11 protein-coding genes are annotated in these 14252 nt (G+C 71.7%); 3 read left to right on the top strand and 8 right to left on the bottom strand.

Annotated elements, in window-relative coordinates:
• Nucleotides 1–3: 3 nt before the first annotated feature.
• The 7 genes from JHW41_RS25965 to alr form a co-directional block, all read right to left on the bottom strand.
• On the bottom strand, nt 4–2634 hold the full coding sequence (locus tag JHW41_RS25965) for a PAS domain-containing hybrid sensor histidine kinase/response regulator (RefSeq protein ID WP_284499543.1): 2631 nt from the start codon (nt 2632–2634) through the stop codon (nt 4–6).
• Nucleotides 2635–2711: 77 nt separating this feature from the next.
• Nucleotides 2712–3389 (bottom strand): response regulator, encoded by a 678-nt coding sequence (locus JHW41_RS12275; protein WP_231784037.1) that lies wholly within the window; start codon nt 3387–3389, stop codon nt 2712–2714.
• A 270-nt stretch (nt 3390–3659) separates the two neighbouring features.
• Nucleotides 3660–4382, bottom strand: a complete 723-nt coding sequence (locus JHW41_RS12270; protein ID WP_078995417.1) for an OmpA family protein — start codon at nt 4380–4382, stop codon at nt 3660–3662.
• A 216-nt stretch (nt 4383–4598) separates the two neighbouring features.
• A complete protein-coding gene (locus JHW41_RS12265) occupies nt 4599–6059 on the bottom strand; it encodes a WS/DGAT/MGAT family O-acyltransferase (RefSeq protein ID WP_057947693.1) in 1461 nt (486 codons plus the stop codon).
• A 134-nt stretch (nt 6060–6193) separates the two neighbouring features.
• Complete coding sequence (locus JHW41_RS12260; protein ID WP_250450377.1) at nt 6194–7624, bottom strand: cryptochrome/photolyase family protein; 1431 nt, start codon at nt 7622–7624, stop codon at nt 6194–6196.
• A gap of 323 nt (nt 7625–7947) precedes the next feature.
• Nucleotides 7948–9603: a S8 family serine peptidase gene (locus tag JHW41_RS12255; protein ID WP_250450375.1), complete on the bottom strand. Its 1656-nt coding sequence runs from the start codon at nt 9601–9603 to the stop codon at nt 7948–7950.
• A 262-nt stretch (nt 9604–9865) separates the two neighbouring features.
• A complete protein-coding gene (gene alr, locus JHW41_RS12250; protein ID WP_250450372.1) occupies nt 9866–10942 on the bottom strand; it encodes an alanine racemase in 1077 nt (358 codons plus the stop codon).
• Nucleotides 10943–11036: 94 nt separating this feature from the next.
• Here alr and JHW41_RS26960 point away from each other — a divergent pair, with 94 nt between their 5' ends.
• The gene (locus JHW41_RS26960) at nt 11037–11138 is read left to right on the top strand and encodes a DUF6053 domain-containing protein (protein WP_428995511.1); all 102 of its coding nucleotides are present in this window, start codon (nt 11037–11039) and stop codon (nt 11136–11138) included.
• Nucleotides 11139–11209: 71 nt separating this feature from the next.
• Here JHW41_RS26960 and JHW41_RS12245 read toward each other — a convergent pair whose 3' ends face one another.
• Nucleotides 11210–11542: a glycine zipper 2TM domain-containing protein gene (locus JHW41_RS12245; protein ID WP_078995421.1), complete on the bottom strand. Its 333-nt coding sequence runs from the start codon at nt 11540–11542 to the stop codon at nt 11210–11212.
• 282 nt (nt 11543–11824) lie between these two features.
• Between JHW41_RS12245 and JHW41_RS12240 the strand changes: the two genes are divergently transcribed.
• Both JHW41_RS12240 and JHW41_RS12235 read left to right on the top strand, forming a co-directional pair.
• Complete coding sequence (locus tag JHW41_RS12240; protein ID WP_250450370.1) at nt 11825–12478, top strand: hypothetical protein; 654 nt, start codon at nt 11825–11827, stop codon at nt 12476–12478.
• A 313-nt stretch (nt 12479–12791) separates the two neighbouring features.
• Complete coding sequence (locus JHW41_RS12235; protein WP_250450360.1) at nt 12792–14252, top strand: NAD(P)/FAD-dependent oxidoreductase; 1461 nt, start codon at nt 12792–12794, stop codon at nt 14250–14252.

Genomic DNA, 14252 nt, shown 5'->3' with positions numbered 1-14252 from the left:
GCGCTAGGCCTCGGCCAGCGCTTCCCAGCGCCGCTGCAATCCGGCCAGCTCCTCCAGCAAGGCCGCCACCTGCGCGGCCGATTCCGGCAACGGCCGCTGCGCCAGTTGCAACTCCAGCGCCTGCGCGCGCGCCGCCGCCTGAGCGTCGTACAAGGCGATGGCGCCGGCGCAGCGGTGCAGCGCCGCCGCCAGCGCGACCGCGTCTTCGGCGCGCAGCGCCCCGGCGATGCCCTCGCGCTCGCGCGGCAACTCGCGCAGCAACAGCGGCAACACCGCGCGCAAGCCCGCGCGGTCCGGCTCGGCCTGCGCCGGCGCCTGCTCCGGCGTCGGCAACCAGCGCCGCAGCGCCCGTTCCAGCTCGCCCAGCCGCACCGGCTTGACCAGGCAATCGTCCATCCCGGCCGCATGGCAACGCTCGAGCTGCTCGGGCAAGGCGCTGGCGGTGACCGCCACGATCGCCAGGCGCGCGCCGCCGCCGCGCGCCTCCTCGGCGCGGATCGCGCGGGCCAGTTGGTAACCGTCGGGTTGCGGCATCTGGCAGTCGCTCAGCAGCAGATCGAAGCCGCCCTCGCGCAGCGCCGCCAGCGCCTCGCGGCCGCTGGCGCACACCCGGCTGGCATGGCCGAGTTCGAGCAACTGGCGACGGATCAGTTCGCGGTTGATCGGGCTGTCCTCGGCCACCAGGATGCGCGTGGCCTGCGGCCCCGCCGCCGCTACCGGCACGGCCGCCGCACGCACGGCCGCCGCGGCCGGCGCGACGCTGGCCGGATCGCGCGCCCATTCGCAAGCGCGCCGCACGTGCAGGAACAGCAAGGGATCGGCGTGCACCGCATAGCTCTGCGAACCGCCGTCATGGTCGGTGCGGCGCATCCGCAATTGGCCGGGGCGCTCCGCGTCCTCGAAACTCAGGTCGGCCCGTTCGCCCGGCATGGCCGGCCGCTGGCGCAGCGCCGCCAGCCATTGCCGCAAGGCGTCGGCGCGGCGCGGATCGGCCAGCTTCACCGCCACCCGCAGCGGCGCCGCAGCGGCCCCCGGTTCCGCCGCCGCGGCCACCGCCGCGCGCAACGGCAGTTCGACCATCGCCCGCGTGCCCTGCCCCAGCCGGCTGTCCACGCGGATGCATCCGCCCATCAACTCCACCAGTTGCCGGCAGATCGACAAGCCCAGGCCGGTCCCGCCGTAGCGGCGCGAGGTACTGTCCTCGCCCTGCCGGAACGGCTCGAACGCGCGCCGCAACTGGGCCGGGCTCATGCCGATGCCGGTATCGCCGACCTCGATGACCAACTTGGCCGCGCGCACCCGCATGTCCAGCCAGACTCCGCCGCTCTCGGTGAACTTGACCGCGTTGCCGAGCAGGTTCAACAGCACCTGGCGCAGCCGCGCCGCGTCGCCGAGCACGCTGTCGGGCACCGCCGCGTCCACCCGCAGGTCCAGGCGCAGGCGGCGGTTGCGGCAGTCCTCGGCGGCGTGCATCGCCACCGCATCGGCGAGCCCGCGCGGCTGCAGCGGCGCCCATTCGATGCGCAGTTGCCCGGCTTCGATCCGCGACACGTCCAGGATGTCGCCGACCAGCGCCTGCAGGCTCTGCGCCGACTCGCGCATGTAGCCCAGCAACGCCTGCTGGTCGGCGTCCAGCGGCGAGCGCTGCAGCAGTTCCAGCATGCCGACCATGCCGGCCATCGGCGTGCGGATCTCATGGCTCATCGTCGCCAGGAAATGCGATTTGGCGCGGGTCGCGGCCTCGGCCTGCTCCTTGGCCCTGGCCAGCGCCTGGGCCTGCACGTGCACGTCGGTGACCTCGACGAAGTAGCCGGTATAGCCGGCCTCGCTGCCGTCCTCGCCAGGCTGCGGCGGCCGCGGCAACGCGCTGACCCGGACCCAGCGCCATTGGCCGTCGTCGCCGTGCACGCGGAAATCGGCATGCAGGCCGCTCATGGCCCGGGTCGCGACGCGGATCGCCTGGCGCAATCGCGGCAGGTCGTCGCGATGCACGCGCGCGAACAGCGCGCGCGAGTCGAGCGCCGCGCGCTCGGCGCCGATCCCGAACAACAGCTCCGGACGCCCGGTCAGATAAGGGAAGCGGATCTGGCCGTTGGCGGCGCGCTGCGCCTTGAACACCACGCCCGGCAGGTTGCGCGCGACTTCGCGCAGCTTGCGGTCGGCCGCCTCGCGCCGCCGCGATTCGTTGCGCAGGCGCAGGTGGAACACGGCGATGACGTTGATCGTCAGCAGCGCCACCGACACGATCACCAGCACCCGGCTCCACGGCACGCCCTGGCGATAGCGCGCGGCGGTCGCGCCGTCGCGGATGCGTTCGCGCTCGGCCTGCGGCAGGCGGTCGAGCCGCTCGGTCGGCGGGCTCGCACGGGCGCCGGCGGCGGCGGGGATCGATTCCGCCGTGGGACTGGCCGCGTTTCGTGCGAACGACCAAACCGTGTCGGGCGCGGTGCGCGTTGCGGCGATCTTCTCGCCGGTTCGCCCTGCCGCTATAGGGTCTTCGGCAATGCGAGCGCCCTTGCCGGGCAGCTCGTCCGCCGCGGGCGCGGCCTCGACAGCAACCGGCGCGAGGACCGGGCCCGGATCGGGATTCCAGGCGCGCGCCTGCGCCGAACCCGCCGCCACGGCCGCCACCATCGCCAATGCAGCCAGCGCCCCGCACCGCGGCGCACGACGGCCCGCCTCGGCGCTCGCCGCAGGGGCGCCCGCGCGGTTCAGGACAGCAGGCCTTCGCTGCGGGCGTATTCGTAGATCTCGCGATCGTTGCGCAAGCCGAGCTTGGCCATCGCATCGGTCTTCTGCCGGCTGATGGTCTGCTTGCTGCGATGCAGTTGCGCGGCGATCTGCGACACGCCGAAGCCGGCGACGAACAGCCGCAGCACCTCGGCCTCGCGCGGCGACAGCGCCTGGCCGGCGCGCGCCAGCGCCGCCGCCGGATCGAGCGCGGCCGACAAGGCGCGGCCGTAGTAGTGCTGCCCCTGCGCCACCGCGGACACCGCCTGGGCAAGCTCGTTCGCGGCCGCGGCCTTGTCGAGCAGCCCGGCGACGCCGGTGTCGGCGATCGAACGCAGCATCGGCGGGTTGCCGATCATGGTCAGCACGATCACCGGCAATTGCGGATAACGGCGGCGGATCAGCCCGAGCAAAGTCAGGCCGTCGCCGGCGCGGCTGCCGGGCATGGAAAAATCGGTGATCAGCAAATCCAGCGGCGTGACCGCCAGCAGCCCCAGCAGTTCGTCGGCGCCGGCGGCTTCGGCCACCACCGTCCAGGCGTCGCCGCCGCCCGCGTCGAGCAGCGCGCGCACGCCGGCGCGCACCACCGGATGGTCGTCGGACAAGGCGATGCGCAGCGGCTCGCGCGGGAAATCGGGCATATCGGTCGCGTCGGGCATCTCGTTCACGGTGCTGTTCCTCTTGAACAGCTTCTCGTCGTGTACATGCGCAGGCGGACAAAAGGTGCGCGCAGGGAGATGGCGCGCGTTCGCCGCACCAAGCCAAGGCGGGCGAGTTCGGCGATCCGTCGGCCGTCGCGGCGTCAGGCCGCGCCCGCGTGGAACGATCCACGCGAAATACAGGCGCAAAAAAATCGGGCCGCACTGGGCGGCCCGATTCGCGAACGCAGGCGCCGCGAACGGCGCGCCGTCAGGGTCGGCGGCGCGGCATCACGAGCGCACCGGCACCAGGGTGATCTCGACCCGGCGGTTCTGCGCGCGGCCGGCCTCAGTGTCGTTGCTGGCGATCGGCCGGGTCTTGCCCGCGCCGGTGAGGATGAAGCGGTCGCGCACCAGGCCCTTGGACATCAGGTAATTGCCGACCGAGGCGGCGCGCTGCTCGGACAGGCGCTGGTTGACCGCGTCGCCGCCGATGCTGTCGGTGTGGCCGGCAACCTCGACGATGGTCTGGTTGTACTCGTTCAGGGTGCTGGCGACGTTGTCGAGCACCGGGTCGAACTTCGGGTCCAAGTTGGCGCTGTTGAAGGCGAAGGTGATGTTGCTGGGCATGTTCAGGGTGATGTTGTCGCCCTGGCGGATCACGTCGACGCCGGTGCCCTGCATGCGCTCGCGCAGCGCGCGCTCCTGGCGGTCCTGGTAGTTGCCGATCGCGCCGCCGGCGAGGCCGCCGACGCCGGCGCCGATCAAGGCGCGCTGGCGGCGCTCGGTGGCGTCGTTGCCGCTGAGCAGGCCCGCCGCCACGCCGGCCAGCGCGCCGATCAGCGCGCCCTTCTGGGTCTTGCTCATGCCGCCCTGCTGTTGCTGCGGCTGGTTCGGATCGCCCGGATACGGCTGCTGCTGGCCGCCGTAGTAGCCGCCGCCACCGGTGGCGCAGCCGGCGAGCAGCGCGGTCAGGGTCGCGGCGGCGATGGCGAGTTTGAATGGGGTCTTCATGGGCTGTCCTCGTCTGGTGGCGGAGCGCCCACAAGCTAATCACGCCGCCGTGGGGGACGAGTGACGGAGGCGACCGCCCGTTCAGGTCCGGGCGGGGAAGGCGCGCGGGCCTTTCCCGGAGGGCTTTGCCGCTGCATGTGGGAGGGCCTGCAGGCCCGACGCCTTCCGATCAGGCCGGCAAGAAAGCGTCGGGGCTGAAGCCCCTCCCACAGGGCCTCAGGCCATCAACGCCGCCGCGCCCTCGGCGTCCAGGGCGTGGTTCCAGTCGCCCATCAGCGCTAGGTACAGCAGCTTGTCGAACTCGGCGCCGAAGCGGCCGATCACCTCGTCCGGATCGGGGATCAGCTTGCCGTCGGCGATCAGGCCGAAATGCACGCGGCCGTTGTAGCTCAGGATCGAGATGCCGACCCCGATCGAGCCGGTCTGCGGCACCCAGAACATCATCTCTTCGAGCCGGCAGCCGGCCATATACAGCGGCTGCTGCGGCCCGGGCACGTTGGTCGCCACTGCGGTGGCCTTGCGGCTGAACAGCTCCAGCGCCAGCCCCTGCATCTGCGCCGGGGCCATGCCGAGCGCGGCCAAAAGTCCAAATGCGACAATAGCTTGTCGCGAATTCTTGAGATTATTCATGCACTCGGCGACGCGCTCGACCCGGCGGATCGGGTTGGCCTCGCCGACCGGCAGGTCTAGGAACACCAGGCCGAAGTGGTTGCCGAGCTTGCGCGCGTGCTCCAGCGGCCGCAGGTTGACCGGCACGGTCGCGCGCAGGGTCAGGCCGTCGACCGCGTCGCCGCGTTCGATCATGTAGCTGCGCAGCGCGCCGGCCGCGGTCGCCATCAGCACGTCGTTGACGGTGCAGTCGCAGGCGCGGCCGACCGCCTTGACCTCTTCCAGGTCCAGCGGCTCGGCCCAGGCCACCCGCTTGGACACGCCGAGCTTGCCGCGCAGCATCGACGGCGGATCGTCCGACAGCGACAGCGCGTGCAGCAGTTCGCGCGCGATCTCGCCGCCCTCCTTGGCCAGCATCGCCGCCAGGGTCGGATCGCGGTACATCTCCATGCTCTTCTCGACCGCCTTGCTGCCGAGCTTCATGTAGCGCTCGACCGCGCCGACCCGGCGGGCGACGTCGGCGCCGTCCTGCTTGAGCCAGGCGTGCGGCAGGTCGCTGCCCTTGGCCGGCTGCGCGGTGGTGTCGGTCAGCGACAGCAGTACCTGGACGAGGGCGATGCCGTCGGCATAGCTGTGGTGCAGGCGCGCGACCAAGGCCGAACCGCCGTGGTAGCGCTCGACCAGATGGAACTGCCACAGCGGCCGGCTGGGATCGAGCGGGCTGGAGGCGAGCTGGCTGACGAAGCGTTCCAGCGCGCGCTTGCCGCCGCGCCCCGGCAGCGCGGTGTGCTGCACGTGCCAGTCCAGGTCGAGGTCGTCGTCGGTCTGCCAGTAGGCGCCGGCGGCGGTGTCCACGGCTTTCTGCCGGAACCGCCCATAAGCGAGGAAGCGTTGTTTGATGACCTTGCGCAGCGCGTCCACCGACATCGGTTCGGCGAACATCAGCACCCCGGTGATCATCATCGGATTGGTCGGGCGCTCCATCCGCAACCAGGCCGTATCGACCCGCGACATCGGTTCGCGACGCGCGCGCCGGCGCTGCCCTGCACCCGTTTCTGCCTTCGCCATGCGTGTCTCCGATGCGTTCGGGCGAGTGAATCATGCGTGCGTCGCGGGAGTCAACGCGCCGGGTCGGGATTCGGGAACGAAGGGAAAACGCAACGGGCAGCGGCACGCCGGCCGCTCGCCGCGGCCGGCCTAGGTCACTCGCGCAAGCGGCGATACGCCTCCAGCGCCGCGTCGCGCCCGGCCGCGAGGTCGACCAGCGGCTGCGGCGGATAATCCGGCGCCTCGCGACGCAGGCGGCGCGGGTCCTGCCACGGCGCGAAGCGCAGCGGCACCGGCAGGCCGGCCAGCTCCGGCACCCAGCGCGCGATGTAGGCGCCGTCGGGATCGAACTTCTCCGACTGGGTCACCGGATTGAACACGCGGAAGTACGGCGCGGCGTCGGCGCCGGTGCCGGCGACCCATTGCCAGCCCAGCGTGTTGTTGGCCAGATCGGCGTCGACCAGGGTGTCCCAGAACCAGCGCGCGCCGTGCCGCCAATGCAGGCGCAGGTGCTTGGTCAGGTAGCTGGCGACGATCATGCGCACGCGGTTGTGCATCCAGCCGGTGGCCCACAGCTCGCGCATGCCGGCATCGACGATCGGCACGCCGGTGCGGCCCCGCTGCCACGGCTCCAGCTTCGGCGGCGCCGCGCGCGCCCAGTCGAAGTCGGCGAAGCGCGGGTTGAAGTTCTGCTCGGGCGTGTCGGGGAAATGGTGCAGCAGGTGGTGGGCGAACTCGCGCCAGCCCAGTTCGCGGATCGCCGCGTCGACGTCGCGCGCGTTGCCGGCGTTGCGTTCGGCCTGCAACGCGGCGACCGCGCGCCACGGCGCGATCTCGCCGAAGTGCAGGTGCGGCGACAGGCGCGAGGTGCCGACGCGGTCGGGCCGGTCGCGCTGTTCGGCGTAGCCGCGCAGCGCGCCGTCGACGAAGGTCTCCAGCGCCGCGCGCGCGCCGGCTTCGCCCGGGCTCCAGTGCTGCCAGAATTCCCGGTCCCACCCCAGCTTCGGCAGCAGCCGCAGCGCGTCCAGCGGCACGCCCTCCGGCCCTTCGCGGGTGGCCGGCAGCGAGGCCGGCGCCTGCCACGCGGGATGCTCGCGCCAGTCGGCCAGGGCCGCGCGCCAGAACGGGGTGAACACCTTGAACGGGCCGCCCTGCTTGGTCCGCAATGTCCACGGCTCGAACAGCAGCGAGCCGTTGAAGCTCTCCGCCTCCAGGCCCGTGCGCCGCAACTGCTGCTTGATCCGCGTGTCGCGTTTTTCGATGTAGGGCTCGTAGCGGCGGTTCCAGAACACCGCCTGCGCGCCGGTGGCCAGCGCCAGCGACTGCAAGGTCGCCAGGCTCGGGCCGAAGAAGCGGCGCAGGTGCGAGCCGCGCTTGCGCAGGTCGGCGTCGAGCGCGGCCAGGGAATGATGCCGCCACGCGTCCGAGGCGGCGCCGGGCGTCCACGCGCCGTGTTCGTCCGGCGCGTGGATGTAGACCGGCACCGGCACGAACCCGGCTTCCAGCGCCGCGCGCAGCGCCGGGTTGTCGTCCAGGCGCAGATCGTCGCGGAACCAGACCAGGGCGGAGGGTTGGGCTTCGGGCATCGGGGCCGGCGCGCGGGAGGGGCGACCAGTATGCAGCCAGAACCGCGGCCGCCCGCGCGCGCCGGCGCCGGCCTCGTTTCGCTCGCCCCGCCCCGCCGGCCTCGAAGCCGGCGCGCAGTCGGGCGGCGCCCGATTCGCAGATCCGCGCTTCGCAGACTCGCGCTTCGCAGATCCGCAACGCGCAAGCTGCCGGGCCCAAGCGAGCGGGCGCCGCACAGGCCTGCCCCGAGCGCTCGCGAACCCAGCGACCGGCCCGCGTGCGCCGCTTAAAAAGAACGGGAGCCCGAAGGCTCCCGTTCGCTTGCAGCTTCGGACGCGAACGCTTACTGCGACTGCAGCTCGGCGATCGCCGCCGGAATCTGCACTAGGCCCCAGCCGGTGTTGTTGTCGCGGCCGGCCGCGTCGATGTCCAGCGCGGTGGCGTCGAGCGCGTCGCGCACCTGCTGGGCGGTGGCGGTGGGCTTGGCGCTCCACACCACCGCGGCGGCGCCGGCGACGTGCGGGGTCGCCATCGAGGTGCCGCTCATGGTCTCGTAGGCGCTGTTCGCGACCGACGGCGTGGCGTCCACCGTCGCGGTCTTGCCGGCGAGGTTGGCGACGAGGTACTCGCCGTCGACCTTGCTGATGCCCACCGCCGGCAGGGTCGTGGTGGTCGCGCTCAGGTTCGGCGCGGTGCCGGTGTACAGGCCGATGGCCAGCGGGCCGTCGACGTTGTTGTAGATGACCACGCCGGCGGCGCGGCCGCTCTTGGCCTTGGTGATCTTGTCCACGAAGGTGTTGGTGCCGCGCTGGCAGACCACGATCTTGTTGCGCCAGGTGCTGGACGAGGTCTGGCACAGGCCGCCGTTGACCCAGCCCGCGCTGGCCGTAGCCTGCTTGGAGCCCGCCACCGGGATCGCGGCGAAGCTGGAGGTGCCGACCACCAGCGGGTCGTTCTTGAGCGGATAGGTGCTCGGCACGTCCACGCCCGGCGCCGCCAGTTCCACCTTCGGGGTGAACTGGGAGAAGTCGGCCTTGACGTTGCTCGAATCCACCGCCGCCACCGAGACCACGCTGGCGTAGCCGGCCGGATAGCTCTGCGAGCTGTCGCCGTCGTTGCCGGCCGCGGCGATGCTCAGCACGCCGGCGTCGGCCACGGTCTGGAACGCGGTGCGTTCGGCGGTGGACGCGCTCGGGCCGCCCAGGCTCATGTTGATGACCTTGGCGCCGGCGGCCTGGCAGCGCTGCGCGGCGTCGGCCAGGGTCGAGGAGTAGGTCCACGAGCACTGGCCGTGATCGCTGCCGTTGTAGCCGTTGCTGCCGAAGATCTTGACGATGTGCAGCGAGACCTTGCCCGGGCTCACGCCGACCACGCCGACGTTGTTGTTGGCCGCCGCGATGGTGCCGGCGACGTGGGTGCCGTGGCCGCAGGTGTCGGTGTCCCAGCCGGTCGGATAACCGGTGATGGTCATGCCGGCGAAATCTTCGTGGCCCTTGTTGAGGCCCGAGTCGATGATGCAGACCTTGATCCCGGAACCGTTGGCGGCGCCGGTGTCGAGCACGCCGTCGCGGTTGGCGTCCCACACGTTGCGCGCCTGCACCTGGTCGATGCCGTAGGGCACGCTCTGCGCCTGCAGGTAGCGCGGCTGGTCGATCTCGACCGATTCCACGTCGGGGTTGGCGCGCAGCGCCTTGACCGCTTCCGGCGAGGACAGGGTCATCACCGCGGTGTTGCTGCGGTCGAACTGGTAGTTGAGTTCGGCGTCGCCGGCCTTGGCCGCGCTGAGCTTGCCGCGCAGCGCCTGGATGCGCTGGCCCAGGTTCGCCGGCGCGGCCAGGCCGCTGCGCGCGTTGGCGGCATTGGCGGAAACGCCGGCGCCGGACTTGAACTTGACCCACACGCGATTGGGGTTGGGCCCTTCCTGGGCCATCGCCGCGGTGGACAGGGTGGTCGCGGCCAGCGCCAGGCCCAACGCGCACATCAACTTGCTCTGCTTCATCGATCCCCCGGGGATTGGAGTGACGGGGCCGGCTCCGGTCGGAGGCGGCCGTCGGGCGCGATGTTCGTGCCCGATGTCAGTCCTAACGGGGCCGCGAGGGTGCCACCCTACCCCGGGAAAACACCCAGGCCGACAGCGGATTTTCATCCGGTGCGCGCCTGGAAAACGCAAGTAAAGGCCGGTTTTTTGTGAGTGGATTTACTCGACGGTGTCCACAACTTGCGCACTTGGTGCGCATCGCTGCAGCCGCCGCGGGACGCGTTCAGGTCTCGACGAAACGCACCCGGCGGGTGATCGAGCAGGTCAGCTCGTAACCGATGGTGGCGCTGACCTCGGCGATGCGCTCCACCGGCAGCTCCGGCCCCCACAGTTCGACCGGGTCGCCGACCGCGGGCGAATCGATGCCGCGCAGGTCGATGGTCATCAGGTCCATCGACACCCGCCCGATCAGCTGGGTTTCGTGCCCGCGCACGCGCACCGGCGTGCCCGAGGGCGCCGCGCGCGGATAGCCGTCGCCGTAGCCGATCGCGGCCACGCCGACCAGCATGTCTTCGGGGCATTCCCAGGTCGCCGCGTAGCCGACGCGCTCGCCCTTGCGCACGCGGTTGACCGCGATCAGCCGGGTCGACAGGGTCATCGCCGGGCGCAGGCCGAAGTCGGCGCCGCTGCGGCCTTCGACCACGCTGATGCCATAGAGCAGGCCGCCGGGACGGATCCAGTCGGCATGCGCGTCCGGCCAGCCGAGCACCGCGGCCGAGTTCGACAGCGAACGCGCGCCGCCGAGCCCTTCGGTGGCGGCGGCGAACGCGGCCAGTTGCTGGCGGGTCTGTGGGTTGGCGAATTCGTCGGAACTGGCGAAGTGGTTCATCAGCACGATGCCGCCGGCCACCGCGGGCGCCGCGGTCAGGCGCACATAGGCCTCGCGCACGAACTCCGGGGCGAAACCGAGGCGATGCATGCCGCTGTCGATCTTGAGCCAGCAGCGGATCGGCTCGCCCGGCCCGGCCTGTTCGAGCATCTCGATCTGGCTGATGTGATGGACCACGGTCTCCACGCCCAGGCGGCGCAGCTGCGGCAGATCCTCGGGTTCGTCGAAGCCCGACAACAGCACGATCGGCTGCGACAGCCCGGCCGAACGCAGCCGGTCGGCATCGGACAGCGCGGCCACGCCGAAGGCGTCGGCGCCTTCGAGCGCGCGGGCGACGCGTTCCAGGCCGTGACCGTAGCCGTCGGCCTTGACCACCGCCATCACCCGGCTGCGGGGAGCGAACGCCCGGGACTGGGCGAGGTTGTGACGCAAGGCGTCGGTGTGGATGTGTGCGCAGGTCGGTCGTGCCATGGCGCACATTCTAGCGGCGCGCTCGCGGCGGGCTATGAGGCGAATGTGAAGTGACGGCTGCGCGCAGGATGGGCAAAGCCCGAGCTTGCGGCCGATGTTGGTGGCGGTCGTGGGAGGGCCTTCAGGCCCGATGCTCTGGTTTCAGATCGCGGCGACCCGAGCCGAAAGCATCGGGCCTGAACGCGATCCCACATAAGCCATCCACAAAAAAACCGCGCGCGGTCGCCCGCGCGCGGCTCGGTGTTGCGACGGCGGCGGCCGGCTGCGTCAGTCGCAGCGGCGCTCGATCACCGTCTCGGTCTTGTTCTGCTGGTTTTCCTGGATCTTGCGGCCCGCGAACGCGCCGCCGACCGCGCCGGCCGCGGTGGCCAGCTTCTTGCCGTTGCCGCCGCCGACCTGGTTGCCGAGCAGGCCGCCGGCCACCGCGCCGATCGCGGTACCGGCGATCTTGTGCTGGTCCTTGATCTGCTTGGGACGCTGCACTTCCACGTTGTAGCAATGCGGAGTCTTCTTCGACTTGGTCTGCGCGCCGGCGGCGCCGGTGACCATGACGCAGGACACCAGCGCAGCGGCGATCATGGTTTTGAAAGTGGAGTTCATATAACTCACCGAGGGAGTTGGGAGGGCGATGTCTACGATGCGCCCGGACTCGTCATAAAGACGTCAATCCGGCACATCGCCCCGGCAGGCTAGCCGCCCCAGCCTGAACGGGCGCATGCGCGTTCGCGCCGCGCGCGGCGAAATTCGCGCAGCGTGCGCGGCGTCGCCGAATGCGCTGCGCACCGCGCCGTCGCGCAGCGGTACCGCGCCCTGCCCCGGCCGCCTATGATCGGCGTTTGCCCGCGCGTGCGCGGGTGCCGTGCGCAACAGGAGAAACCTCGCATGGACCGTCTTGCGGCCCGCATCCCGACTCCCCCGATGGCATGGCTGTGCGCGTGCCTGCTGCTGGCCGCGTGCGGCCCGCGCGAAGAAGCGGCGCAGCCCGCCGCGCCCGCGACCGCGCCGGCCACGCAGAGCGCGCCCGCGCAAGCCGCGCCCGCGCCGGTCCAGGCAGCGCCCGCGCTGGCCAAGCCGCCCTATCGCTTCGCCTTCGCGAGCAAGGACGACAAGCGCAACAAGGACCCGCGCGTGGTCGACTGGGGCGAAGACGGCTGCGGTCCGTATCCGGTCGCCGAGGTCGAGACGATCCCGCTGCACGACGCCTGGCTGCTGCCGGATTGGGTGGTCGAGTTCGACGACAAGAACCGCGAGATCGCGCGCTGGGGCCGGCCGATGGCGGCCGAACTGGTCGGCCTGGACGGGCCGCGGTTGCGCTTCCGCGTCGACGGCCACGGCCAGACAGGCGAGTTCGCCACCGACGCCGACGGCGCGTTGCAGCCGCTGAGCGCCAGCGGCGCCTCCCTGTACGACAGCGCGCGCCAGATCGAATGCCCGCGGCTGCCGACCTTCGCCGAATCCGACTACGCGCAATGCTTCGTGGTCAAGGACGCCGCCGGCGCCGAACGCCGCCTGGCCTGGGAAGCGCCCTGCACCTGAGCCGCGCGGCGCTGTGCGGCGCGACACCCGCGCGGCGGCGCTGCAGCATGGAACGGCGCCGACGACGACGGCGGCGACGAGAGACGCACAGGCAAGGCACGCAGATGTAATCGAGTTGGCGTTCTGCGCAATGGGTCGCTCGTCACCGCGCGCCCGCGCCCGCATGATGCAGGACCGCCCGCGCACGGTCGCCTGACCCAGGCGCGTGCGGCCGACGCGTATCGCCGCGCACGCCTGCCGCGATGGTTTGCGGCCGATGCGATCACGCGACCCGAGCCGATGACGGACGCGCCCCGCGCGCGATGGAGCGAGCATGGCCGATTACGATGGTTACGATGTCGTGGTGGTGGGCAACGGCGTACTGGGCATGGCGACCGCGCATGCGCTGCAGTTGCGCGATCCCGGATTGCGCGTGGCCGTGGTCGGCCCGGCGCCGCGGCCCGGCGCGGCCTCGGCCGCCGCCGGCGCGATGATGGGCTGCTACGGCGAGGTCACCGCGCAACTGCTGCGCACGCCGTCCGGACGCGCCAAGCTGGCCAAGGGCCTGCTCGCCGCGCGGCACTGGCCGGACTGGCTGGAAAGCATCAACCAGGCCCTGCCCGCCGAGGAGCGCATCGCGCTGACGCCGGGCACGATCGTCTTCAGCAACAACAAGTCCGGGATCATCGAGGACGAGAACTACGCGGCCATCGTGCAGGCGCTGGAGGAAAACGGCGCGGCCTACGAGACGCTCGACCCCAACCGCATCGACGGCCTCGCCCCGGCCGAGGACTGCCGGCCCAGCCGGGCCCTGTACCTGCCCGACGAAGGCTCGATCGACGCCGCCAAGCTGTTGGGCGCGCTGAGCGCCTTGATCGAGCGCTCGCCGACGCTGAGCTTCATCGACGACACCGCGACCGGCCTGGACATCCACGGCGGCCGCATCCGGGCCGTGCGCCTGCGCGAAGGCGGCCGCGTCGCCGCGCCGCAGGTCGTGCTCGCCGCCGGCGTGTGGACCCAGGCCGTGCTCGACAGCGTGCCGGAGCTGGCGCGGCGCATTCCGCGGCTGTTCTGCGGCGGCGGCACCTCGCTGCTGCTCGACACCGGCCCGCGCGCGCAGGCGCACGTGCTGCGCACGCCCAACCGCGCGTTCGCCTGCGGCCTGCACGCGGTGCCGCGCGGCGGCGGCCGGCTCTATGTCGGCGCCACCAACACCCTGTTCGCGCAGCCGATGCTGCGCACCTCGCCGGCGGACATGTTCTTCCTGCTCGAATGCGCGCTGGACCAGCTCGACCAGGACCTGTGCGCGGCGCAGCTGGTGGCCTGGCAGGCCGGCAACCGCCCGGTCGCGGTCGACACCTGCCCGCTGATCGGCCCGACCTCGGTCGAGGGCCTGTGGCTGCTGACCGGCACCTACCGCGACGGCCTGTTCCTGTCGCCGCTGCTCGGCCGGCACATCGCCGACCGCGTCTGCGGCGGCCCCGGCCTGTTCGAGGAAACCTTCGCGCCCGAACGCAAGCCGATCCGCCTGTACACCGTCGAACAGGCGCGCGCCGAGGCGCTCAAGCACTATCTGGCGATGGGCTCCGAGCACGGCATCCGCCTGCCGCGGGTCGGCTGGCACCACGCTTTTCCGCGCTTCTACGAGCAGATGCTCAACGGTCTGTACGACGAGCTGGGCGAAGAGGAATTCGTGCTGGCGCCGGAACTGCTGGCGATCGTCGCCGCCGACCGCAAGCGCATGGTGCCGTTCTTCCGCGACTACTACGCGCAGGTCCGCCAGGCCTGGGCCTGA

It is taken from the genome of Lysobacter enzymogenes, from assembly GCF_023617245.1.
Classification (GTDB): Bacteria; Pseudomonadota; Gammaproteobacteria; order Xanthomonadales; family Xanthomonadaceae; genus Lysobacter; species Lysobacter yananisis.
The sequence above is the reverse complement of the archived record's forward strand: the minus strand, read 5'-3'. Positions and strand labels throughout refer to the sequence as shown.